This is a genomic window from Rhodococcus sp. 05-2254-5, assembly GCF_002258575.1.
Lineage (GTDB): Bacteria > Actinomycetota > Actinomycetes > Mycobacteriales > Mycobacteriaceae > Rhodococcoides > Rhodococcoides fascians.
In genome coordinates this window covers 41,852-64,337 of sequence record NZ_NOZG01000033.1, presented here as the reverse complement: position 1 = coordinate 64,337, position 22,486 = coordinate 41,852, and the positions used below count along the sequence as shown (strand labels likewise).

At 62.1% G+C, this 22,486-nt stretch carries 23 protein-coding genes; 12 read left to right on the top strand and 11 right to left on the bottom strand.

The genetic code is table 11. The annotated features are described in order from the left end of the window. Nucleotides 1–22: 22 nt before the first annotated feature. The gene (locus CH278_RS25450) at nt 23–748 is read right to left on the bottom strand and encodes an SDR family oxidoreductase (RefSeq protein WP_094623184.1); all 726 of its coding nucleotides are present in this window, start codon (nt 746–748) and stop codon (nt 23–25) included. Nucleotides 749–1,152: 404 nt separating this feature from the next. Between CH278_RS25450 and CH278_RS25445 the strand changes: the two genes are divergently transcribed. From CH278_RS25445 to CH278_RS25430, 4 genes are all read left to right on the top strand, one after another. After that, entirely contained in the window at nt 1,153–1,932 is a 780-nt protein-coding gene (locus CH278_RS25445; RefSeq protein ID WP_032364377.1) for an ATP-binding cassette domain-containing protein, read from the top strand. Continuing rightward, nucleotides 1,929–3,026: an ABC transporter permease gene (locus tag CH278_RS25440; protein ID WP_032393059.1), complete on the top strand. Its 1,098-nt coding sequence runs from the start codon at nt 1,929–1,931 to the stop codon at nt 3,024–3,026. The genes CH278_RS25445 and CH278_RS25440 overlap by 4 nt, the downstream gene beginning before the upstream one ends. Nucleotides 3,027–3,080: 54 nt before the next feature. Beyond that, nucleotides 3,081–4,052, top strand: coding sequence for an ABC transporter substrate-binding protein (locus CH278_RS25435; RefSeq protein WP_032368947.1), 972 nt, complete (start codon nt 3,081–3,083; stop codon nt 4,050–4,052). Nucleotides 4,053–4,155: 103 nt separating this feature from the next. Then, nucleotides 4,156–5,634, top strand: a complete 1,479-nt coding sequence (locus CH278_RS25430) for a mannitol dehydrogenase family protein (RefSeq protein ID WP_094623183.1) — start codon at nt 4,156–4,158, stop codon at nt 5,632–5,634. Here the strand turns inward: CH278_RS25430 and CH278_RS25425 are convergent. From CH278_RS25425 to CH278_RS25415, 3 genes are all read right to left on the bottom strand, one after another. Then, nucleotides 5,622–6,413 (bottom strand): acyl-CoA thioesterase, encoded by a 792-nt coding sequence (locus tag CH278_RS25425; protein WP_094623182.1) that lies wholly within the window; start codon nt 6,411–6,413, stop codon nt 5,622–5,624. The two genes, CH278_RS25430 and CH278_RS25425, sit on opposite strands and share 13 nt — an antisense overlap. A gap of 54 nt (nt 6,414–6,467) precedes the next feature. After that, nucleotides 6,468–7,757 carry an MFS transporter gene (locus CH278_RS25420; protein WP_032364381.1) on the bottom strand — a complete coding sequence of 430 codons (1,290 nt, stop codon included), beginning with the start codon at nt 7,755–7,757 and terminating at the stop codon, nt 6,468–6,470. Nucleotides 7,758–7,839: 82 nt separating this feature from the next. After that, complete coding sequence (locus tag CH278_RS25415; RefSeq protein WP_094623181.1) at nt 7,840–8,886, bottom strand: SDR family oxidoreductase; 1,047 nt, start codon at nt 8,884–8,886, stop codon at nt 7,840–7,842. Nucleotides 8,887–9,053: 167 nt separating this feature from the next. On the opposite strand from CH278_RS25415, the gene CH278_RS25410 reads away from it, so the two are divergent. Beyond that, complete coding sequence (locus CH278_RS25410; RefSeq protein WP_371831438.1) at nt 9,054–9,296, top strand: ArsR/SmtB family transcription factor; 243 nt, start codon at nt 9,054–9,056, stop codon at nt 9,294–9,296. Here CH278_RS25410 and CH278_RS25405 read toward each other — a convergent pair. Continuing rightward, entirely contained in the window at nt 9,280–9,591 is a 312-nt protein-coding gene (locus CH278_RS25405; RefSeq protein ID WP_143536308.1) for a hypothetical protein, read from the bottom strand. The genes CH278_RS25410 and CH278_RS25405 overlap by 17 nt on opposite strands. A gap of 80 nt (nt 9,592–9,671) precedes the next feature. Beyond that, complete coding sequence (locus CH278_RS25400; protein ID WP_032364384.1) at nt 9,672–11,174, bottom strand: restriction endonuclease subunit M; 1,503 nt, start codon at nt 11,172–11,174, stop codon at nt 9,672–9,674. A gap of 82 nt (nt 11,175–11,256) precedes the next feature. Between CH278_RS25400 and CH278_RS25395 the strand changes: the two genes are divergently transcribed. Then, complete coding sequence (locus CH278_RS25395; RefSeq protein WP_032364385.1) at nt 11,257–11,760, top strand: hypothetical protein; 504 nt, start codon at nt 11,257–11,259, stop codon at nt 11,758–11,760. Between the two features lies 1 nt (nt 11,761). On the opposite strand, the gene CH278_RS25390 is transcribed toward CH278_RS25395, so the two are convergent. Both CH278_RS25390 and CH278_RS25385 read right to left on the bottom strand, forming a co-directional pair. Next, complete coding sequence (locus tag CH278_RS25390) at nt 11,762–13,153, bottom strand: outer membrane protein assembly factor BamB family protein (protein ID WP_094623179.1); 1,392 nt, start codon at nt 13,151–13,153, stop codon at nt 11,762–11,764. Continuing rightward, nucleotides 13,150–14,370, bottom strand: a complete 1,221-nt coding sequence (locus CH278_RS25385; protein ID WP_052073552.1) for a hypothetical protein — start codon at nt 14,368–14,370, stop codon at nt 13,150–13,152. The genes CH278_RS25390 and CH278_RS25385 overlap by 4 nt, the downstream gene beginning before the upstream one ends. A 132-nt stretch (nt 14,371–14,502) precedes the next feature. Between CH278_RS25385 and CH278_RS25380 the strand changes: the two genes are divergently transcribed. Then, nucleotides 14,503–15,714, top strand: coding sequence for a Fic family protein (locus CH278_RS25380; protein ID WP_094623178.1), 1,212 nt, complete (start codon nt 14,503–14,505; stop codon nt 15,712–15,714). Nucleotides 15,715–15,732: 18 nt separating this feature from the next. On the opposite strand, the gene CH278_RS25375 is transcribed toward CH278_RS25380, so the two are convergent. Continuing rightward, a complete protein-coding gene (locus CH278_RS25375) occupies nt 15,733–17,025 on the bottom strand; it encodes a TetR/AcrR family transcriptional regulator (protein ID WP_230591865.1) in 1,293 nt (430 codons plus the stop codon). 115 nt (nt 17,026–17,140) lie between these two features. On the opposite strand from CH278_RS25375, the gene CH278_RS25370 reads away from it, so the two are divergent. Next, nucleotides 17,141–17,401 (top strand): LuxR C-terminal-related transcriptional regulator, encoded by a 261-nt coding sequence (locus CH278_RS25370; RefSeq protein WP_032364388.1) that lies wholly within the window; start codon nt 17,141–17,143, stop codon nt 17,399–17,401. A 3-nt stretch (nt 17,402–17,404) separates the two neighbouring features. On the opposite strand, the gene CH278_RS25365 is transcribed toward CH278_RS25370, so the two are convergent. Further along, nucleotides 17,405–18,058, bottom strand: a complete 654-nt coding sequence (locus CH278_RS25365; RefSeq protein ID WP_032364389.1) for a DedA family protein — start codon at nt 18,056–18,058, stop codon at nt 17,405–17,407. An 87-nt stretch (nt 18,059–18,145) separates the two neighbouring features. On the opposite strand from CH278_RS25365, the gene CH278_RS25360 reads away from it, so the two are divergent. The 4 genes from CH278_RS25360 (at nt 18,146) to CH278_RS25345 (ending at nt 21,052) form a co-directional block, all read left to right on the top strand. Next, a complete protein-coding gene (locus CH278_RS25360) occupies nt 18,146–19,186 on the top strand; it encodes an SMP-30/gluconolactonase/LRE family protein (RefSeq protein WP_094623177.1) in 1,041 nt (346 codons plus the stop codon). A gap of 137 nt (nt 19,187–19,323) precedes the next feature. Further along, on the top strand, nt 19,324–20,013 hold the full coding sequence (locus CH278_RS25355; protein ID WP_256991819.1) for a DUF998 domain-containing protein: 690 nt from the start codon (nt 19,324–19,326) through the stop codon (nt 20,011–20,013). Nucleotides 20,014–20,077: 64 nt separating this feature from the next. Next, the gene (locus tag CH278_RS25350; RefSeq protein ID WP_094623175.1) at nt 20,078–20,644 is read left to right on the top strand and encodes a DUF3558 domain-containing protein; all 567 of its coding nucleotides are present in this window, start codon (nt 20,078–20,080) and stop codon (nt 20,642–20,644) included. A 12-nt stretch (nt 20,645–20,656) separates the two neighbouring features. Beyond that, nucleotides 20,657–21,052, top strand: a complete 396-nt coding sequence (locus tag CH278_RS25345; protein ID WP_094623174.1) for a hypothetical protein — start codon at nt 20,657–20,659, stop codon at nt 21,050–21,052. Nucleotides 21,053–21,112: 60 nt separating this feature from the next. On the opposite strand, the gene CH278_RS25340 is transcribed toward CH278_RS25345, so the two are convergent. Further along, a complete protein-coding gene (locus CH278_RS25340) occupies nt 21,113–22,486 on the bottom strand; it encodes a dicarboxylate/amino acid:cation symporter (RefSeq protein ID WP_027497711.1) in 1,374 nt (457 codons plus the stop codon).

Sequence of the window (22,486 nt, the reverse complement as noted above, 5' to 3'; positions counted from 1 at the left end):
CCGTCTGCTCGTCCTCGTCCCGTCAGCGACTGGTGTAGCCGCCGTCCACCGGCAACGACACTCCGGTCACCATGGAAGCATCATCGCTCAGCAAGAAGGCAATCGGCGCGGCAATCTCGTCCTCGGTGGCCCAGCGTCCCAGCGGCATCTGTGCCAGGAACGGCTCCTCGATCTCCGGGCGACCCCAGTAGAACGCGGACATCTCCGTCATGACGACCGTCGGATTCACACCGTTGACGCGGATGCCGTGGCGACCGAGTTCGAGTGCGGAGACCCGAGTGATGTTGTCCAAGGCCGCTTTCGAGGATCCATAAGAGATGTGTCCGGTCAGGGCGACGAGACTGGCCTGGCTGGAGACGTTGACGATGGCTCCGGTGCCTGCGGCGATCATGGCCGGCACGGTGTACTTGATGACCAGCAAAGCGCCGCGCGCGTTGATGGCGATGACCTTGTCGAAGATCGAGATGTCGGTGTCCTGAGGGGTAGCGATCTCGCCGCCGAAACCGGCGCAGTTGACCACGCCGTACAGCTCGAGGCCCGCGACGGCGTCACGAACACTGTCCTCGGACGTCAGATCGAACGCCAGGGGCGTTGCCCCGGTCTCGTCGGCCAGCTTGTCGAGCGCGTTCACGGATTGGCCCGCCGCGACGACGTCGGCACCGTCGGCCACCAAGCGCCGAACGGTTGCCGAGCCGATGCCTCCACTGGCACCTGTCACCAAGATCTTGCGGCCGTCGAACTTCGCCATGGGGTCTACCTTCACTGTTCCGAATGGTCATGTCATCGGTGTCATCTGTCCCGGAGTGGACGCGTATGTCATCGGTGTCATGGACGGTACCGCAGCGCGACGTTCCCGTCGCGAAAACGGTGGAGATCGTCCATTTGTCCTGTTCAGAGACGGTACTCCGTGGTCGGATATCGGCCTCGTACTGCGATGGCATGCATGCCGGACCGAAGGGGCATGTCACCGGTGACATGAATTTTCGCGAAACACGTGACAATGCGAGTTGTGTGGGTCACACTCGTTAACACAGCGAGCCCCGCAGGGAGCTCGACATGCCGCGCAGACCCAGTTCTCGAACCGTGCTGCACCGGCGTCGGTGGGGCGTCCTGTCCCACACCCGAACGTTTCCATTCGACCGAGGAGTACCCATGGCCACCGTTGCACCTGCTGCGACTCCGATCCTCGAAGCGAGGGGATTGTCGAGAAGCTTCGGAAACGTGCGCGCCCTCGACGACGCCGACTTCGACATCTACCCCGGTGAGGTCGTCGCCCTCATCGGCGACAACGGCGCAGGCAAGTCCACGATGGTCAAGGCCCTTTCGGGCAGCCTGGCCGTCGACACCGGAGAGATCCTGTTCGACGGCACCGCAGTCGATCTCGACAGTCCGACGGTGGCGGCAGAACTCGGAATCGAAACGGTGTTCCAGGATCTCGCGCTCGCTCCGCATCTCAACGCGCAACAGAACATGTTTCTCGGACGCGAACTGCCGGCCAAGGGGCCGCTCGGCCGTCTCGGTTTCCTCGACGTCTCCACGATGCGCAAGCAATCACAGGATGCGCTCGACGAACTCGGTGCCACCGTCCGCAGCCTCACCGTCCCGGTGGGATCGATGTCCGGCGGCCAGCAACAGGCCATCGCCATCGCGCGCGCCGTCGCCTGGGCCAAGGGCGTCGTCTTTCTCGACGAACCGACTGCCGCCCTCGGTGTGGTGCAGACGCGCAACGTCCTCGACACCATCCGCCGCGTGGCGGACAGGGGAGTGGCCGTGGTGTTCATCAGCCACTCCATGCCCCACGTGATGGAAGTAGCAGACCGGGTTCAGGTGCTGCGGATGGGCAAGCGCGTGGCCACCCTCGACGCCAAGAACACGACCATGGAAGAACTCGTCGGCGCGATGACCGGCGCAACCACCGGAGCAACACGATGAGCAACCAGACCATCTCCCCATCGCTCGAGCCGTTGCCTCCCGGCGACAGGCCGTCACGGCACTCGTTCGATCTCGTCGAGTCGCTCGGAAAGCTGGCGCGAGTGCAGGTCTTTCAGATCGTGCTGGTGCTGGCGGCGATCTGCCTGGTGTTCTCGATCATGGCCCCCGGCAGCTTCCCCGAATGGGGCAACATCCGGCAGATCATCCAGAACGTCTCCATCCTGGCCGTCCTCGGGATCGGCATGACGTTCGTGATCGTCACCAGCGGCATCGACCTCTCGGTCGGCTCGGTCCTCGTCTTCTCCGGCGTGGTGTCGGCGAAGACGATGGCCGCGATCGGCGGCGACGGCTGGGGAGTGGCGGCCGTCGGCATCGTGGTGGCGCTGGGATGCGGCCTGTGCTGGGGCCTGCTGAACGGATTTCTGATCGGTAAGGCGAAAGTGCCTCCGCTGATCGTCACACTCGGCACACTGGGCGGGGCGCTCGGTCTGTCGCAGGTCATCACCGGCGGCGTCGACATCCGCGACGTACCACCGGTTCTCGTCGACACGATCGGCTACGGAAACCTGCCTGCCACCACCATCCCGTTGATCTCGAGCATCGCCTTGGTGCTGGTCGTCATCTTCGGAATCGTTCTGCACCGCACCAAGTTCGGCCTCTACACCTTTGCCGTCGGCTCCAAGGAGCAGTCCGCTCGCCGCGTCGGCATCAAAGTGGACATGCATCTGGTCAAGATCTACGCACTCTCCGGCACCCTCGCTGGGTTGGCGGGCATACTGTCGCTGTCCCAGTACGGCACCACCGCGATCGCCGGCCAGTCCCAGACCAACCTCAATGTCATTGCGGCAGTGGTCATCGGTGGAACCAGCCTGTTCGGCGGCATCGGCACCATGTTCGGCACCGTCGTCGGTTTGTTCATTCCGGCCGTACTGCAGAACGGCTTCGTCATCGTCGGAGTACAGCCCTTCTGGCAGCAGGTAGCTGTCGGTGCCGTTCTCATCGCCGCGGTGTACTTCGACCAACGTCGACGCGACGCTGCAAGTCGAGGCCAATCGCCCAGCTCCCTCAAGAGACTCTGGTCTCGAAGTCCCTAGCTTCGGACCGGCCCTGAACTCCCTCACTCGCAACCCTTTACAAGAAAGTCGACCATGATCACATCACGCACCGCCGTCGTTGCACTGAGTGTCGCTTCGGTCTCCGCCATGTTCCTGGCGGGTTGTTCGTCCGACTCCGGAAGCGGTGGCGGCAGCGGCAAGATCGCCTTCATCCAGGGCGTCAGCGGCGACGAGTTCTACATCAGCATGCAGTGCGGAATCGAGGCCGCGGCCAAGGACGCAGGCGTCACCGTCGACACCCAGGGGCCGGTGAAGTTCGACCCGACGCTGCAGAAACCGATCGTGGATTCGGTTGTGGCATCACGGCCGTCGGCCATTCTCATCGCTCCCACCGACGTCGCCGCCATGCAGGCACCCCTCGAGGCAGCCTCCAAAGCCGGCATCAAGGTCGTCCTTGTCGACACCACCCTCGAAGACCCGTCCATCGCGGTCTCCTCCATCTCGTCCGACAACAAGGGCGGTGGCGCAGAGGCATTCAGCGCCATCGAGCGGCTCAGCCCGGCAGGCGGCAAGGTACTGGTGATCTCCACCGATCCCGGAGTCTCCACCGCCGACGCCCGAGTGGAAGGCTTCGAGGAAGCCGTCGGAGCGAACTCGGCCTTCGACTACCTGGGCGTGCAGTACAGCCACAACGATCCGGCCGAAGCAGCCCGTCTGGTCTCGGCCGCACTGGCCAAGGACCCCGACATCGTCGGCATCTTCGCCGCCAACACCTTTGCGGCCGAAGGCACCGCAACCGGAGTTCGGCAGGCAGGCAAGCAGGATCAGGTCAAGATCGTCGGCTTCGATGCGGGCCCGGCGCAGGTCAAGCAGCTTCGTGAGGGAACGGTGCAGGCCCTGATCGCTCAGCAGCCCGGCACCATCGGCACCGATGGCGTCGAGCAGGCCATGGCGGCCATCGACGACAAGCCGGTCACCGCCGAGATCTCCACCGGTTTCCACGTCATCACCGCCGACAACATCGACGGCGAAGGCGCACAGTACGTCTACAAGTCGTCCTGCTGATTCACCCCTGAACTGCGGTGGTGCTCCTGGTGGCAGAACCTGCCCGGGAGTGCCACCGCTCACCACGTCCGTTTCATCTTCAGCCGACTCGAGGACCGAAGTCATGACCGAGCTTCGTCGCACCACGTTGGAACACCTACCGGCGACCGTCGCGAGGCCCGCGTACGACGCGGACGAACTGCACTGCGGTGTGGTTCATTTCGGTGTCGGTGCGTTTCATCGCGCACATCAGGCGGTCTACTTCGACAGATTGCTCGCGGCCGGGCACCTGGACTGGGCGCTGTGCGGGGTGGGAGTACTGCCCCAGGACAAGAGAATCGGAGAGGTCCTCGACGACCAGGACTACCTCTACACACTCGTGACCGTCGACCCCGACGGCATACGTGAGGCCCGAATTGTCGGCTCCGTCGCCGATTTCGTTTTCGCACCCGACGATCCGCAGGCCGTCATCGATGTGCTCAGTTCACCGTCCACGATGATCGTGTCCCTGACCATCACCGAAGGCGGTTACGGCGTCGACGATCTGACGGGAGCGTTCGAGCCCACCGATCCGTCGGTGCTGGCGGATCTCGAGGATCTCTCCACACCGACGAGCGTCTTCGGTTTTCTGACCGTGGCTCTCGCCACCCGTCGATTCCACGGAGTCCCGCCGTTCACCGTGATGTCGTGCGACAACATCGTCCACAACGGAGCGGTCACTCGCACCGCGCTGACGTCCTTCGCGCGCCACCACGACAGCGACTTGGCCGACTGGATCGATGCCACGACCGCGTTCCCCAATTCGATGGTCGACCGCATCACCCCGGCCACGACGCCCACCGTCATCGAGGATGCTCGACGTGACTTCGGCATAGACGACCGCTGGCCGGTTCAATCGGAATCGTTCTCGCAGTGGGTACTCGAAGACACCTTCTCGTTCGGGCGGCCACCGTTCGACGAAGTAGGAGTGCAACTCGTCACCGATGTCGCACCGTACGAGCACATGAAACTTCGGCTGCTCAATGGATCCCACCAGGCCATGAGCTACCTCGGCATCCTCGCCGGGTACACCCACGTCCACGAGGTGATGGCGGATCCGGACATGCGCGAATTCGTCGCGTCGTACATGCGTGCGGAGGCTGCCCCGACGCTCGCGCCGGTACCGGGAATCGACCTCGACGCCTATATCGAGCAACTGCTGTTACGATTTTCGAGCCTGGCCGTTCGAGACACCCTCGAACGTCAGATCGTCGACGCCTCCGCGCGGATTCCCAAGTTCGTGCTGCCGGTACTGCGAGATCGGTTGGCGCACGATCGGACCGTCGATCATTGCGCGTTGATACTCGCCGGATGGTGTGGGGTGTACGAGCGTGGGGACGTTCCCATGATCGACGCCGATGCGGAGCGTCTGCAGCGACTGTCGTGGGAGGACCACGACAATCCCGGAGCATTCCTGACCAATCGCGCAGTGTTCGGGGACCTCTCGGTTAGTCCGCGACTACGAGGTGCGTACCAGCGAGCCAAGCGTTCGCTGCAGGACAACGGTGCCAGGGGCGCGGTACGACGACTGCTGGAACAGTCGTCGGTGAGTCACACCTTGTAGTAGACCATCTGGTGACTGGTGGCCAGCAAAACCCCGCCCTCGGTCCACAATTCGGCAGTCTGGTCGAAGTAGCCCTGGTGAAATCGGCGTGCCCGTGCGGTGCCGAGGACGTATCCGTCGGAATGCTGCTCGAGATCCTCGGGCGTAGCGAAGTAATGGGTAGTCAACGAGATCGTCCCAGCCGGAACATACTTGCCGAGCCGCTGGAAGATCCGCGGATAGAACACATCGCTCAGCGAGGTCAGGGCCGCGAAGTCCATTGGCCGCGGTGGTGTATCGCGGATCCACAGAGTTTCGGTCGAGTCAGCGGACTCCTGATCGCTCAGTGCGCCGTGCACGAAACGCATCTCGTAGTTCTGTGCCCACGCGATGGCGTCGGGAAGACCGCCCTGCTTCGTGTCGGCGGGGGAGGGAACGTCAGGGACCGCCGCCTCGATGTTGTCCCAGGTCTCCCGACGCGAACCGAACACCGCGGTCGCGGTCGTCGCCACCGCACCGTTCTGAGTCAGTTCGAGATACCAGTGCTGGTTGCTTCGGTTGGTCCGCACCGGGCGGGCGGAGATCTCGAAATCACCCTCGGCAACCGGTCCGGCGAAATTCACAGTCAGCGAGACCGGCGTTCCCTGGCAGTCGGGATGGAGCTCGATGGCCCGGATGAACGTGGCCGCGGTGATGCCACCGAACGGGCCGACCATGTTGTTGTACGACGGCGACGTACGTCCGGCGTACGTGCCTTCGCCGACACTCTCGAGTGCGACTGCTACGTCGAACGGGTGCATTGACTCTCCTACGGCCTCGGACGGTGTGCCATCCGATCGTAGTGTCGCCGAGAATCAGTCCAGGTCCTGGCCACGCTTCTCCGGCATCCACACCATCGTCAAGAACGAGATCACAGCTGCTGCAGCGAGATAGTAGAAGAACCAGTCGGCGTGGCCTGCGTCGGACAAGGCATTGACCAGTAGGGGAGCGGTGCCACCGAACAACGCAACCGTGAGGTTGTACCAGGCCCCGATACCGACACCTCGAAGCTCTGCCGGGAAGGCTTCGGCCAGAACGGCAGGAATGATGGCCGAGCACATCGCGAACAGCAGCAGGCCGACGCAGAAGACGATCAGCAGTTTGACGAACGACGGCCCGATCAGCTTGGAGAGCGGGATGATCAGAATCGCGAACAGCGCAGCGTAGGTAAGCAATTGCGGCTTGCGGCCGATGCGGTCCGCGAGAGCGCCCATGGGGTACTGCAACGCGACGAACATCGCTGTCGCAATCGACAAGGCCACGAACACGTCGTTGGCCTCCGCTCCGCGCTGCTTGACGGCGTAGGGCGTCATCGCGGAGAAGAACGTGTAGTAGGCGAGAGTGGCGAGGAGAACGAATCCCACGACTTGCAGGACGGCACGAGGATGGTGCTTCATGGTCATCCACAACGGGTTTCGCACAGCCTTCGCCTTCACTGCGTTGCGTTCTTGGTTGTCGGCTTCGGCCATGCCGCGTCGCATCCAGAGTCCCACTACTCCGAGCAGCCCGCCGATGACGAACGGTACGCGCCAGCCCCACGAGCTCAGTTGGTCGTCGTCGAGCACGAAGGTCAGATACGCGCCCAGTAGTGAGGCAAGGAGAATGGCCGTGCCGGTGGAGATGTAATAGAAGGACGAGTATCGCCCCCGCCGATCGTTCGGGGCAATCTCGGCGAGGTAGGCCGACGCATTGGAGACTTCACCGCCCATCGACATGCCCTGGACGATCCGGGCCAGCAACAGCAGAATCGGAGCGATCCACCCTGCCACGGAAAACGTGGGGAGGACCGCGATCGCGAACGACCCACCCGACATCATCGCGATCGTCAGGATCATTGCCTGACGTCGCCCTCTGAGATCGGAGAAACGTCCGATCAGCAAGCCCCCGAGCGGCCTGAAGAAGAACGCCACCGAGTACGTCGCCAAGGTGCTCAACAGAGCCACAGCCGGGTTGTCACCGGAGAAGATCTGGGTCGCGAAGTAGATCGAGAATGTCGCATAGACCGTCCAGTCGTACCACTCGACGGCATTGCCGATACTGACTGCGAGTAGTTGCTTCTTGGGCATCACGTGCCGAGTGGACGTCGATTCGGACTTCACTGACATGGCGATCTCCTTGTCGGGGGCGTGCGTCGAAAAGCCTATGCCTCCACAGCTACCGGGTGCGGAACCACCGAGCCCGATTCGCTCAGGGAATGATTCGTTGCCGCCGGAGATCTGTGACGATGCCGGCGAACATCGCCTCGGTGTCCACGAAACGATGAAAACCCATACGGCGGGCCTTGGAGCCGTCGGATATGACGTCGTAGTCCCAGGAGAACACGAAGTCGCCGAACGCCCAGGACGACACATCGCGGTACGGAGTGGGCTTCAGCTCGTGTTCGGCAACGATCGAATTCCACAGCGGCTCTTTGTCGGCCATGACGTCGGCCAGTGACATGGGCAGTGGGGTTGCAGTGTCCAACCCGAAGATGTCCGCGATGCGCGGCCACATGTCGTTCCAGCGGAACAGGTCGCCATTGGTGATGTTGAATGCCTGGTTCGCGCACGCCGGCGTAGTTGCGGCCCAGACGGTCGCTTCGGCGAGCAACGACGCATCGGTCATTTCCAGCAGAGATCCGAAAGCGCCGGGCTTGCCCGGGAACCGCATGGGCACGCCCAGCTTCTTGCACATGGTGGCGTAGACAGCGATGACGGTGGCCAGATTCATCGGATTCCCCAGCGCTACACCGCACACCACCGATGGCCGGATAGCCGACCAGGACCACCTCTTTCCGACCTGACGGCTTTCGAGGAACTGTTGTTGGTCGACGTTGAACTCGGGCGGCATGTGCGGTGGATCGGATTCGCGCGCAGGGGTTTTGAACGGTCCGAGATGCGCGCCGTAGACCTTGTAACCCTGCATCAGGCTGACATGTTCCAGGTTCGGAGAACTGTCCTCGATCACGGTGACCACGTTGACGAGCATCGCCAGATTGGGAGGCACCAGCTCGGCCCACGTGGGGCGTTCCTGGTACGCGGCGTAGAAGATGTGCGTGACGTCTGTCAGGTGCGAGAGTCGGCGTCGAGTCTCGTCGCCGTCGAGCAGGTCCACCGCAATGTGCCGGACGCGTTCGCAGTCGATACCGCCGCGGCGGGACAGGCCGATGATGTTCCAATCCCCGGTCCGCTGCAGGTGTTCGACCAGATTTCCGCCGATCACGCCGTTGGCCCCCACGACTACTGCTGTCTTCATCGGCTTCTCCTTATCTGAATATCGCGATATTGCGATGTCCGAGTAAGTAGACCACAGATCGCGATATTGCGATATTGGAGTACGCTTCGAGGGTGGCTGACGAACTGAATCCAGCGGAGCTTGCGGCAGTGTTCGGTGCTCTCAGCAACCCGGCGCGATTGGCGATCATGCAATGGCTCAAGGAGCCGAGCGACTTTCCGCCGCAGCTCGAACCGGCCGAACAGGTAGGGGTGTGCCTCAAACACATTCAGTCGAGGGCCGGCGTCTCGCAGTCGACTGCCTCGCAATACATGGCGGTGCTACAACGCGCCCACCTGGTGACCAGCACCAAAATCGGGCCCTGGGTGCACTACAAACGCAACGCCGAGTACCTCGACCGATTGGCCGAAACGATCAAGACCGATCTGTGACGTCTCCACTGCGTCGGCGCGACCTCTGTATGTGGCCTGCCAGCAGGTTGATGATGCCGGACAGTACGAGGCTGCCTCCGGGGTAGAGGACGAGCCCGGGAGAAAAGATGACGGGTTCCGATGCGTCCTTGACCATGTAGGCGACACCGATACCTGTCAGGGCAAATCCGAGGATGGTGAGCAGTGCAATGATGCGCCGACTCTGACGGGCCAGCCATGTCGAAATGAGGGCTGCGAAACCGGCGAATACGAAGAGGAAGATAGACACGAAGATCAGCGCGCTCCACTTTGCCACGGTAGCCACCACGAACATGCCACCGCCGATGAAAAAGAGGACCAGCTCTGGAACGGGTTGTCGCTGAGGAGGATCGACAGTCACAGCTTTTTGCCTCTCGCGAGATCCACCGCGTGAGTGAGCGGTGCTGCCTCGAACACTAGACCGTGCGCAGCTGCAGCCGCTGCGGAACGCTCACTCAGTACGACGGGGTCGGTCGCCCGGGCGATCGCCGCGAGATCGATGCGTTGTAGGAGCTTCTTCGTCACGGGTCGCTTGCTGTCCCAGAAGGCCAGAGCAGCAATGAGATCGGTAGCTTCGGGCCCGGTCAGTAACGCGTGGGCGACGGAGCAGGCTGCGGGGTCCTCGAAAGGGAGCAGATAGGTGGCATCGTCGAACACCGCTGGTTTGCCGTCGTAGGGACCGACCATCCTGAATTGTGGAATCTTGTGGAACCCCGAAATCGCAATCTTGAACGGCGCGAACGTGTACGGGCCTACACCGAAGATGCAGAACCGGGCTCTATTGCGATAGATCGACGACTTCCGCCCGTCGAGCGTCGCGGCGTTGGCGTTGAGGTATGCCCACAACTTCGGTGCGGTGTGCGCCAACTGCTCGGTGTCGTCACCGGTATGCGACTGCGGCACGATCATCCACCTGGATACCGAGTCCAGCTTGTCGCGGTAGACATCGGTGCACTTGAAGAGAGGGAACAGGTAGTCGGCTTCGATGTCCACGCCGGTTCCCAGTTTGGTTCGCGGGCCGCCATTCTCGGCCAACTCCATCACCGCGGTGGCGTCGTGCTTGATGCCTTGCCGCCACACCAGAGGGCTGGTGCCGTCGAAGTGCTTGCTGCGCTGATATGCATCGACGTTCGCGACGAGTTGGCCGTCGACGACTCCGATTCTGTTGTCCGGCTGCGACGCATCGATGCTCGGAAATGTCTCTGCGGTGTAGTCGGTCTGGCCCGGCCCGAGTTCGACAAGGAACCAGCAGGCATCGACCCCTGCGTCGAACCACTTTTTGGCATCGACCATTCGTAGGCTCGAACCGGTCACCGGAAGCTGATGCCGAGCACAGTGCAGCAGAACGTTTCGAGCTACCTGGGTCTTGCAGATCATCGCGATGGTTGCGGGTCGATCTGCGAATTCGGTGAGCAACTTGATCCAAATGAACTCTGCGATATCGAAGTTGGAGCTGCCGGTGATGGCGTCGATGCCGCGAGCGTTCTTCGTGTTCGTGCGTGCGGGTCGATTGGCGGAATCGAGCACCGACAGTTGCGAGTTGGTGACCCACGGTGGGTTGCCGATCACGAGGGTCGCGCCGGGCCCCGAACTCCACTCGATATCTCGGGCCAGATCGAAGTCGAAGATCGACGCTGTGATGATCCTGCCGAATTGTGCTGCTGACGAAGCATACTCGGGCTGCACCTCGATCCCGATGCGCTCTGCTTCGGGGTGACTTTGGGCTATCACCGACAGGAAGTTCCCGACACCGCAGGTGGGTTCGAGGACGCGGGTCCAGTCGCGACGAGGCAGGGCGTTGACCAAGGCGCGCGCCAACTCGGTCGGAGTCTGAAAGTCTCCGAACTCGTTGTTGGGCATCGATGCCTCCGGCAGTGGTGCGGATAGGTTCCTTCTGTGGCACTCAACCACACCACTGCCGGAGGCATTAAAGTGAACGGGGATGAAGTACTCGCGCGTTGCACTGTCGCTGACAACTCTTGTATTCATCGGTGCCCTCATGTGTGTCGCCGTGACTGCAGGTGACGTGTTACCTGCACACTTCACCGGCTCCGGAAGGGTCGACCGCGTGGAGTCCAAGTCATCGTTTCTGCTCACCACGGGTGGCATCGGGTTCGTGCTGATCGGGTTCTTCGCGAGTGTCGGGTGGTGGCTCCCCAGACTTCCGGCCCAGCTCGTGAACTTGCCGAGTCGGCGAATGCACGACTACTGGACTGCGCCCGAAAACAGGCCCACGCTCAATCGCAAAATGGCAGAGGATCTCGACTGGATGGGTGCGGCAACCGCCTTGTTGCTCGCGTGGATCGTCGGGGTGTCCGGTAGTACGGTGGGCGACTCGGTCAGCGTCTGGGTTCTCGCGGTACCGACGACGCTGTACCTGCTGGCCATTCTGGGATACGTGGTGTTCATCATCAAAGGTGGCCGGTACCGCGTTCCGAAGGACTGACTCAGGGAAATGGTTGCAGCATTGCCAGTTTGGTGCCCGACTGCACCAGATAGCCGCCATCGGCGGCGTCGACCAGCGACTCGAAGCTCATCGATTCGTCGTCCGGAAACATCATCGATGTGGACGCTGTCCACTCGGTCTCACCGGTAGTGATGTCGACCGCGGACAGATCTGTGCCGGACGAGGTCAACAACAGATCGCCATCGTGTCCGAGAACGTTGCCGTTCAGGTCGGCCTGCCACAGATGCTCGCCGTCTCGCAGATCGAGCGCTGTGGTGCCGCTGGATGACTGCAGCAACCCGACATGGCCGATGATGTACCTCAGGGTGGCGTAGGTGCGGGGCTCGTTGAGTTCGTCTCCGGGAGAGTCGTACGACAAGGCGTCGTCGCGCCACAGTTGCTCACCTGTGGTGCGGTCGAAGGCCGCATCGACGAGAACGATCGGGATCGACGTGTCGGTGGGCTCGTCGATCGAAGGCTGTTGCACGATAGAGCTATCCGATCGGGCTAGGACCGTGCCGTCCAGTCGGAATGCGACGGACCCTTGCGATTCGGAACCCGTACCCTCGCAGTCTTGTAGCGAGGCAATGGCCAGGTCGCCCATGGTGCGTCCCACTGCTCCGAGGCAATCCTCCAGGCTGTCCGTCTTCCACAGTTGCCGGCCGGTCGAGGCGTCGAACGTGGAGAAATCGCCTCCGACATCGAACGTTCCGATCTCTCCATTCACCTCGAGCGCGGTGGCGTAGTCGTCCTCCCAACCGGCCCAAGCATGCAATGGAGCCGTCCAGTCGGCGCTCAGATTTTCCAGCGTTCCGCGGTGCAGGAGTACGTCGTCGTCTTCGAGGTTGCCCGATGTCGTGTACACGCGGTCGTTCGCCACGGTGACGGCGAAAAGATCGAGATCGGTGGGATAGTTCCGCGATTCGCCGGTGGCCGGATCGAAGGTGACGTAGCCCGGAGTTTCGCCCCAGATGGGCTGGTGGCACACGAGTCGTCCGTCGAGCGGCTCGTCGGCGCATGCCGCCAGGTCCGGGGCCGGGGTCTTCCACAGAACTGTGCCGTCGGTGGTGTCGATTCCGACCATGACGGCCTCGTTGTTGCCGGATTCCGACGACACGACGGCCAGTGTGAGAGCTGTACGGCCGATCACTATCGAGCCGAGACCCCAGGCATACATGGAACCGGTACGAGGAGAGGCGAAGGTAGCTCCCTCCAACCCCATGTCCGCCGCATCGACGGCCCACGCCAGCCCGGGTGAGTCGTCCGAGGAGTCGGTGATCTTCTTGATGGTCGTCGATCGTTCCTGTGTCACAACGGCTACCGCAGCACCGACCGACAGCGTCGCGACGATCGCCGCAACGACCAATTTTCTGGTGCCGTTCCATCGCGTCATCGAAGGTCCAATCCTGCTGTGTTCGCCAGGTTTTCGAGCAGTGCCGGATCCTGCACCAGTTCAGTCGTCGACACCGAGATCTCGAGCCCTGACGGCGTGACGACGGAAACCGAGGAGCCTGGTCCGTACTCATCCGGCGACACGAGCTGGGGCTCCTCCGTTGTCGTCGAATCGGATTCGTTGTCAGGCGTGGCCCGGGTAACGCTGATCGTGAGTTGCCCGGCAGTGCTGTTCACCGTCTGACAAAGCCCCGAACTGAATTCACCGGTGTGCAACGCACCCAACGGTGGTGTCGGAGCGAGCGCCGCCGCATCTGCCCGCCGGAGAGCGTCATTGAGCCTAAGGGTCTCGTCGGGGGAGAAGAAGGCAGATGAACTGTCGTCCCAACCGGCGCTGCACTCGGTGACGTTGCCTGGCGTGCCAGGAGGTACCGGAGCTGAGATTCGCAGGTTCGGATCTGTGGCAACGCGAACGAGGTCGTCGAGTGCGAGGGTGAACGCGTTCTCGTCGTCTCCTCCGGCCAGGTAGACGGATACAGTCGAGCGGTCCGCGTGGTACGCGGTGGCCATCCGCGTGTAGGTGCGAGCACCGTTGGTTTCGCTCCACGTGTCGTCGGTATCGACCACCGTGCCGTCCGGCATTGTCCGACGTTCGTCGAGTTGGCCCGCGACGCATGCCGGCGGCTCCGCCGAATCACGCGGTCCCACACCGACGCTGAGGTACTCGGGGTTCTCGCCCCTGGACAGCTGCACCGACGCGTTCGCCGAGTCGAGGACGAAGTCCTGACCCTCCGATGTGGGAATCGGCCCGAAGTGCAGTGATTTCGACGCAGAGATGTTCGAGGGAAGTGCGGCCATCAGTGCCTCGGACATGAGATGGGCTTTGGGGCCGCTGTACCAGGGCGCGGATGGGTTGTCGTAGGACTCCTCACCGGTGCTGATCAAGCTGGAGTACGACGGTTCGGTGGAAGCCTCGACGGTGTCGCATCCGGGGATGCTCGCCGACGGATCGACCTCCGGAGTGACGTAGACGTACTCCTGTTGCGGCGGCTCGGGCGTCGGAGTCACCGAAGTCTCTGGTAGCGAGGTCAATTCGGGCTCCTCGGCTGGGGTAGTCAATCCCGCTGCGACCACACCCAATGCCACTACCGATACGATGACGAGTGTGTTGAGCAGCGCGGAATGGCTGCGTTCTGCGGACTTCGTGTCCTCGTCCATGACCCTCGCTCCTCTCGGCACCAGTGCGACGAACGTCGCGCAGTATTCATACCATTCGTTTTGCTAATCGAGGGCTTGGCTTGTCCGCTCCATACCAAACTTTAGATCAGTAAGGTTTGGTATGGTTCATCGATGGCGGATGATCAGGACTCGAGCCGATGGCCTGCGGTCGAATTCGAGCGTCGACCATGGCAGGTGTCCGATACCTACACCTCGCGCGCCCAGCGTCGGCTGCATCAGGGTGACTATCGCGCGTGCGTGCCGGCGCGTATCGCGGACGTGGACCTGACACTGCCCGCGCAGCTGATCGCGGAATCGGAGGACGCGCTCCGTGAAATCGTTCGCTTCGACCAGTACGCCTCGGTGCAACTCGGCTCCTCCGTAGAACTCGCACAGATGAGTTCGATTCTTCTGCGAACGGAAAGCTCGGCGTCCTCGCAGATCGAGAATCTGACCGTGGGAGCCAGGGCGCTTGCACTCGCCGAATTGGGCTCGTCCACCACACGGAATGCCTCGATCGTGTCGGCAAACGTCCGCGCGATGGAAGCTGCACTCGAGGTGGGCTCGTCGATCGACGCATCGAGTGTCCTGGCAATGCACCATGCGCTGATGGAGCCCAACGGCGACTCGCAGCCGGGACGGTGGCGTGCCGAGCAAGTATGGATCGGGGGATCGGACATCGGCCCGCATCGGGCAGCATTCGTACCGCCGCATCACGATCGGTTGCCGGACGCGCTGGACGATCTCTTCGATTTCGCGGCTCGCTCGGACCTCCCGGTCATCCCGCACGTGGCAGTCACACATGCGCAATTCGAGACGCTTCACCCGTTCGCAGACGGAAACGGTCGCACCGGCCGCGCGATCATCCACGGAATGCTTCGTAGGGCCGAGGTGACCGAGCGAGTGACGGTTCCGCTGTCGGCCGGATTGCTGACCGATACTGCCGGCTATTTCGAGAGCCTCGACGCCTATCGGAGGGGAGATGTGGAGGCAATCGTTCGGAGTCTCACCGCGGCGACCTTTCAGGCCGTCACCGGTGGGCGACGATTGGTCGATGACCTCGCCGCCGCTCGGGCCGAACACATCGAGCGCATCGTCGCTCGCAGCGACTCGGTCGTGTGGAAGCTCGTCGACGCGCTGGTGGCGCAGCCGGTTGTCGACAATGCTTTTGTGCGAAGCACATTCGGAGTCAGTGAGATTGCGGCTCAGCGAGCAATCGACAAGCTGGCCGAGGCGGACATACTTCACCAGACATCGAAGGGGCGACGAAACAGGGTCTGGCAGGCGGATGAGATTCTCGCTGCGCTGGACCGCTTCGCCGACGGAATCCGGCGGGTTCGGTGACCCGCACTCGGTCGATGCTCAGTGCGCACCGAGGCCGTCGAGGAGAAGTTCACCAACGAAGTTCGCGTTGTGCTGCGGGCTGTTCTGTCGTCGTGTGAAGCATCGCATCAGCAGGGTATTGGTGATGCCTGCTGCGAGATCGATTGGACTCGAGCCCTTTCGGAAGATTCCGCTGTCCTGACCCCGTGCGATGATCGCCGGCAGGTTGAGTTTCTCCTTGATCGAGATCAATCCCTCCGGCTCGCCGTACGTGTCGTGTGCGACGGCGACGAGGAGTGCATCCATGAATTCGAGTTCGTCGGCGGCGAGCTGCGCGCACCGCAGCATGTGATGTCGCAGAATCGTGAGCTCGTCGAGCCCCAGCAACTGGTCGTCGGCTACCGACTCGCGAAGACGATCGACTCGATTCTGCAGTGCTGCCACGATGATGGACGGCTTGGTCGGAAACAGCGTCTTGCAGGCCGCCCTCGGCACTCCTGCGATGTCGGCGACGTCGTCCATACGCGTCATGAAGTAGCCGCGCTTTCCGAACTCGTCGCGCGCCGCGGTGACGATCGCAGCACGCGGATCTCGAGGGAGTGGGCGATCCTCGACCGGTACACCGACTTCCCTCACGACGTCATCGAGATGCTGATGATGTCCCGACGTGTCGACGACGGCCCCGAGGAAGGCGAGTACCGCGTCGGACATCACATCGGCCGATACGGATTTGTCGCCCACCTGACTGCGGAGGCGAAATCCATCGATGATTGCGTTGACCGTCACGGCGAACGATCGGGCCATGAAGGGACGGCGAAAGGCCCCACCGTCGGGGTCGAAAAGTCCCTCGAATGCGCCCAGTACGGCTTGGTCTCGGACGTGGTAATTACTCATCAGGGTGGGGGAAGACGGCCCGCTGAAAACGTGGTCGAGAAGAGACTTGGTGACGCTCTTCCGGTCGACTATTTCCGGAAAGTACTGCACGACGAGCGCCGACACCGTCGCTCGAATCGATGCATCGCTGTCCGTCATCTGGGTGCGAACAGTCTCGTGAGCGTCGATGGGCAGCGATGTCCGGGCCAGTTGCTCGACGACCTTGTCGAGAAAGTCGGCCTTGGTGCTGAACTTGCGGAAGAACGTCGCTACAGACGAGTCGGATGCGTGGACGACGTCCTCGATGCGCATACCGCGGTCGAGAATCCTTCGAGGATCCGCGACCAACAATGTGACGGCCGCCTCGACGAAATGGGTGGCAGTCGCGTCGAGCTCGTTCATGAGGTCGGACTTTACCCAGGTGAGGCCGACGGTGACGGTGCCGGTGACAGTATTCACTCTCGGATGAGAGCTTCCTCGGTCATTTCTCGGAGTGACCGAACGGAGGGAGTGCGGTGCCATGTCTGTGTTCGTGCCGCCGGGACAGCGGAGGCACCCGAAATCAAGGATTTCTATGACAGTTCTCGACATCCGCATCGGCGAAACACCCGATCCGCGGCTCAGTGCTCGCGAAATCGAAGTACTCACCACATGGCTGGTGTCCGACTCCAAGTCGGAGGCGTCGCGGGCGCTCTATCTGTCGATGGGAACTGTGAACACCCACTTGTCCCGGATCCGAGCCAAGTACTCCGCGGTGGGGCGCACGGCACCCACCAAAGCGGCATTGTTGGCGAGGGCTCTGCAGGACGGTTTCATCGATATCGACGATCTGTGAGGTTCACTCAACCTCGACGCGCCTCGCCTTCATTTTCTTCACCACGAACCACGCGATCAGCGCCACAACGATGCCGATGACGATGTACTGGAACACGGAGGCGTAGTTCTCCACGTAGTGCCAGTTCTCGCCGAGGAAGTATCCGGCCAGCACGAAGATCGAGTTCCAGATCAGGCTGCCGAGCGTGGTGTACAACGTGAATTGCAGTACCGGCATCCGTGACACACCGGCCGGAATCGAGATGCCCGAGCGAACCACCGGAATCATGCGGCCGAAGAACACCGCCGACCGACCGTGTCTGGTGAACCAGTCCTCGGCCTTCGTCAGATCCTCGGTTCCGACGAACGGCATCTTCTCGACAATGGCGTACATCCGGTCACGTCCGAGTTTGATGCCCAGCCAGTAGAGAACCAGAGCGCCGAGCACCGATCCCGCCGTCGTCCAGAACAACGCACCGAAGAGCGTCATCCCGCCTTGAGATGCGGTGAAGCCTGCCAACGGCAAAATGATCTCGCTGGGCAGCGGCGGGAAAAAGTTCTCCGCAGCGACGGCAATACCGGCACCGGGACCGCCGATCGCCTCCATCAAACTCACCGCCCACCCGGCGATTCCGCCGAGTTCAGTGCTGGTCGCGGCAAGGGTGGAGAGCTCACTCATGACTACGACTGTACGAAACGTCTCGACCGAAAATCTGCTCACCAGGAGAAATGCCAAGAAATTGAGACATATGGAACACTTGCGAGGGTGAAACGAGCCCTCCAGGTACTGCCCGTTGTTGCCGCCGCCACACTCCTGCTGGGTGCCTGCGGGTCCTCCGATCCGGAGCCGACCCCCGCTTCCGCTCCCACTGAATCGTCAGCTCCGGTGTCCTCCGCTCCGTCGTCTGTATCGGCTTCGTCCGGCCCATCGAACGCCGGCGTCTACAACCTGCCGGGCACAGGAGTGTTCCCTGAAGGCATCACCGCCGCCGACGACACGTTCTACGTCACCTCCACTTCCGACGGTGCCGTGTTCCGCGGAACCGTCGGATCGCCGGATGTATCGGTGTTCCTGCCCGGCGGTGCGGACGGACGCACCGGTGCTGCCGGACTCGACGTGCTCGATGACGACGATCGGCCCGACTACTTGGTGATCGCCGGAGGAGCGACAGGCAAGGTGTGGGTGTACGACGCCAACTCCGGTGATTTGGTAGCCACGTTCACCAACGGTCTCGGCACCGACGCGACGTTCCTCAACGACGTTGCGATTGCCGACAACGGCGATACCTTTGTGACGGATTCACGCAGCCCGGCGCTGTACCGCATTCCGTTCGACCAAATCGTGGCTGGGACGCAGGACGCTCCGATGGAGACGTTCGTGAACTTCGACGGCAGCCCGTTCGTCTACGGGGAGGGCTTCAATGCCAACGGCATCGTCGAGAACGACGACGAATCGGCGCTGATCGTTGTGCAGTCCAGCACCGGAAATCTGTACCGGATCGACAAGACCTCGAAAGAGGTCACCCAGGTCGACCTCGGTGGGGCGACGCTCATGAACGGCGATGGCATGGAGATGGACGACGACACGTTGTATGTCGTCCGCAATCGCGACGGTCTGATCTCGAAGGTCGACCTCAACGATGATGGCCGGCGCGGATCGGTCACCGGCGAAATCACGGACCCATCGTTTGCCTACCCCACAACCGTTGCAGCAGTGGATGATCGACTACTGGTGGTCAACAGTCAGTTCGACAAGCGTGGGGGAGAACCGGTCGAGCCGTTCACCGTCAGCTCTGTTCCCCAGTAGAGCGGCTTCGCCGAATGTGCGCGGAAACTCGTAGCAGAGACCGAGTTTCCGCGCACAACGATCCGAGGGGGTTCGAGCAACGGTTCGGGCACCATGGAGGTCGGACGCGACCGACGTCGTCCGAGAGAGGGGTCTTCGTGTCGATTCGTCCGGCCGAGGTCGGCACCGTGTCGATCGTGTTGGGAGCGCTGGTCGTTCTGGTTCTCGATGCTCACACTGCATGGCAGACGCCTTCGCACCTTCGGCGCACGATCAGTGAATACGGACTCGGCGCACAGCAGTGGGTGTTCTCGATCGGGGTCGTCCTGCTCGCGTTGGGTTCTGCTTTCACTCTGCTGGCCGCGGTGCGACAACGGCTCACCCCACCCACCTCGGTAGCGTCCTTGTGTCTGATGCTGTGGACTGTCGGCCTTGTTGCCGTTGTCGCCGTGCCGAAGCAGGATTGGTCGAACGACGCGTCACTGAGCCTCGGCGGGACGATCCATCGACTCGGTGCGGCAGTGGCGTTCGTCAGCATCCCCGTCGCCGTCTTCGCGTTCTCGCGGCCCTGGATTCGTCAGGGTCCATGGACTGTCCGGGCACGAACGACACTGTGGCTGAGCGTGCTGTCCGTCTGCACGCTGCTCCCGATCGCATACGCACTCGTTGTCGGTGCCGTCGGCACGCGACCCTGGTATCGGGTGGTGACCCTCGGCTACGTGGAGCGCGTGCTCGTCGTTGCCGAAGTGATCGCATTGATCTCGCTGGCCTTGTGGGTGTGGGCAGCCGAACGTAGGAGTTTTGCCTCTGTGAAGTCAGAGGAGATCAAGGCCTCGCAGCCCGTCTAGGGAACCGATCGCGCGTTGCGTGCGTCCAACCTGTCAGTGCCGTCGGTGTCGAGAGGTTGAACGAATGCGTGTGATGTCTGGACGTCGAATTGCTGTGGCGTGCAGCGCGGTGCTGTTGCTGACGGGATGCGCCGGCTCGACGAATGGAAGCCCGGTCGCGAGCGAGGACACATCCACGTCGGCGGTGAAGCCGGGTCCACGAGAGCCATTCGATCCATGCACTATCCCGAAATCTGCGGTGACAGCAAGCGGCTTGGACGTGAGTACGGAGCGGCCGGACTTCGCAGGAATCACGACATATCCGGGTTGGAAGAACTGCACGTGGGATGCACGAGGGCCGGAGGCCTGGTACTACCTGTCCGTTATGTCGTCGATCAACTCGATCGACGAGTATCTGCGTAGCCCACAGAACGAGCGCCAACTCTCAGTCCAGGTCGGCTCGCGTGACGCAGTTCAATACAACTCCGACTACCAAGGAAACCCTCCGACTGGATGTGACATCGCACTTGACGTGAACGGAAATCTGATCATTTTCGTGGTGGACACGATTGGTTCAGAAGACACCTTGGGTGATCCGTGCGAAGAGGTTATGGAGCACGCAATCGAGTTCGAGCTGCACCTACCGAAGTGAGGAAGTAGACGCATGACCGACAGATCGTTCGGACTCACCGACAACCTCATTCATTGGCAGATGCTGCGGGACCGAGCCTTCGCAGGCGAGCTCTCGGTCGAATCGGACGTTGCCCAGCGGTGTGACAGGGCATGCGAGATTTATTTGCTCGACCTGTCCAGGATGCTCGAGATGACCAATGGTCTGTCGAGGCCTGAAGCCTTTGGCAACCTGCCGTCAGCCCAACAACTCGGAGCCAAATTCCATCGCCTTGCTGTCGGCGAAGAAGGCTCCGCTCGCTTTGTGATCAAGCAGCAGATCGAGATCATCAAGACCATGCGCGAGTTCTTTCAACACTATTTCGCGAGTGTCGAAGCCGTGGACAGTGCCACCGCGGCAACAGTCGAAGCGCTGTCGCCACCGCGATAGACGAAAAATCCCGACGACCCAGTTGCTCGGTCGTCGGGATCGGTCGTTCGAAACGTCCTGCTAGCGAGCCAGTTCCACTTCGGCTTCCTCGTCGACGAAGGGATCGCCGTTTCGCGGAGCGTTGTAGCGCTCGAGATTCAAGATGCCTTCCCGCTTGGCGACGATGGTCGGCACCAGAGCCTGGCCGGTGACATTGACCGCGGTACGGCCCATGTCGACGATCGGTTCCACTGCGAGCAGCAGGCCGACGCCGGCGAGAGGCAGTCCCAAGGTCGACAGCGTAAGAGTCAGCATCACCGTCGCGCCTGTCGTTCCTGCTGTTGCCGCTGAACCGATCACAGACACGACGATGATCAGCAGGTAGTCGGTGATGGTCAGGTCGATACCGTAGAACTGCGCGACGAACAGTGCTGCGATGGCGGGATAGATTGCCGCGCAACCGTCCATCTTCGTCGTCGCCCCGAGCGGTACCGCAAACGAGGCGTACTCACGCGGCACGCCCAGGTTGCGTTCGGTGACGCGCTCGGTGAGAGGCAGAGTGCCGATCGACGATCGCGAGACGAAACCGAGCTGGGTCGCGGGCCACACGCCCGAGTAGAAGGCGCGCACCGAAAGACCATGAGCGCGAACGATCAACGGGTACACCACGAAGAACACAACAGCCAGGCCGACGTAGATCGAGACGGTGAACACTCCGAGCGAACCGATGGCGTCCCAGCCGTAGGTGGCCACAGCATTGCCGATCAGAGCAGCAGTGCCGATCGGCGCGAGGCGAATGATCCACCACAGCACCTTCTGGACAATGGCCAGCAACGAGGCGTTGAACGCGAGGAAGGGCTCGGCCTTCTTGCCGACCTTGAGTGCAGCGATACCGATGGCAGCGGCGATCACCAGCAACTGCAGGATGTTGAAGCTCAACGACGTGGTCGCGGTACCGCTCTCGGCAACCGTGGTCTTCGCACCGAGCGCGAGGAAGTTGTTCGGCACCAAACCGGTGAGGAACGACCACCAGGATCCGACGCTGGACGGATCTCCTGCCGAGTCCGCCCCAGCGCTGGTCCGCGATCCGGGCTGGGCGACCAGACCGATGACGATGCCGATGATCACCGCGATGAACGCCGTGATGGCGAACCACCACAGCGTCTGGATTGCCAGACGTGCAGCGTTCGTGACTTCACGAAGATTGGCGATGGAACTGACGATGGCCGTGAAGACCAGCGGAATGACCGCGACGGTGAGCAGCTTGACGTAGCTCGAACCGATGGTCGAGAGGGTACCGACCAACCAGTTTTCGTTGCCATCGGCCGCGTCGGGCATCGATCGAGCGATCAGCCCGAACACGACACCGAGTACGAGACCGGCAACGATTTGTGGACCGAACGCGGTTGCCCAGGTAGGGACACGGCGCGTACGGGTAGCGCTGGGCGCAGACAT

Coding starts and splice junctions, on each gene's coding strand:
- CH278_RS25345 (WP_094623174.1), top strand. CDS start 20,657: ATGACCGACAGATCGTTCGGACTCACCGACAACCTCATTCATTGGCAG.
- CH278_RS25390 (WP_094623179.1), bottom strand. CDS start 13,153: ATGACGCGATGGAACGGCACCAGAAAATTGGTCGTTGCGGCGATCGTC.
- CH278_RS25400 (WP_032364384.1), bottom strand. CDS start 11,174: ATGCCCAACAACGAGTTCGGAGACTTTCAGACTCCGACCGAGTTGGCG.
- CH278_RS25385 (WP_052073552.1), bottom strand. CDS start 14,370: ATGGACGAGGACACGAAGTCCGCAGAACGCAGCCATTCCGCGCTGCTC.
- CH278_RS25370 (WP_032364388.1), top strand. CDS start 17,141: ATGACAGTTCTCGACATCCGCATCGGCGAAACACCCGATCCGCGGCTC.
- CH278_RS25425 (WP_094623182.1), bottom strand. CDS start 6,413: ATGCACCCGTTCGACGTAGCAGTCGCACTCGAGAGTGTCGGCGAAGGC.
- CH278_RS25340 (WP_027497711.1), bottom strand. CDS start 22,486: ATGTCTGCGCCCAGCGCTACCCGTACGCGCCGTGTCCCTACCTGGGCA.
- CH278_RS25395 (WP_032364385.1), top strand. CDS start 11,257: ATGAAGTACTCGCGCGTTGCACTGTCGCTGACAACTCTTGTATTCATC.
- CH278_RS25430 (WP_094623183.1), top strand. CDS start 4,156: ATGACCGAGCTTCGTCGCACCACGTTGGAACACCTACCGGCGACCGTC.
- CH278_RS25350 (WP_094623175.1), top strand. CDS start 20,078: ATGCGTGTGATGTCTGGACGTCGAATTGCTGTGGCGTGCAGCGCGGTG.
- CH278_RS25410 (WP_371831438.1), top strand. CDS start 9,054: ATGCAATGGCTCAAGGAGCCGAGCGACTTTCCGCCGCAGCTCGAACCG.
- CH278_RS25365 (WP_032364389.1), bottom strand. CDS start 18,058: ATGAGTGAGCTCTCCACCCTTGCCGCGACCAGCACTGAACTCGGCGGA.
- CH278_RS25450 (WP_094623184.1), bottom strand. CDS start 748: ATGGCGAAGTTCGACGGCCGCAAGATCTTGGTGACAGGTGCCAGTGGA.
- CH278_RS25380 (WP_094623178.1), top strand. CDS start 14,503: ATGGCGGATGATCAGGACTCGAGCCGATGGCCTGCGGTCGAATTCGAG.
- CH278_RS25415 (WP_094623181.1), bottom strand. CDS start 8,886: ATGAAGACAGCAGTAGTCGTGGGGGCCAACGGCGTGATCGGCGGAAAT.
- CH278_RS25435 (WP_032368947.1), top strand. CDS start 3,081: ATGATCACATCACGCACCGCCGTCGTTGCACTGAGTGTCGCTTCGGTC.
- CH278_RS25420 (WP_032364381.1), bottom strand. CDS start 7,757: ATGTCAGTGAAGTCCGAATCGACGTCCACTCGGCACGTGATGCCCAAG.
- CH278_RS25445 (WP_032364377.1), top strand. CDS start 1,153: ATGGCCACCGTTGCACCTGCTGCGACTCCGATCCTCGAAGCGAGGGGA.
- CH278_RS25440 (WP_032393059.1), top strand. CDS start 1,929: ATGAGCAACCAGACCATCTCCCCATCGCTCGAGCCGTTGCCTCCCGGC.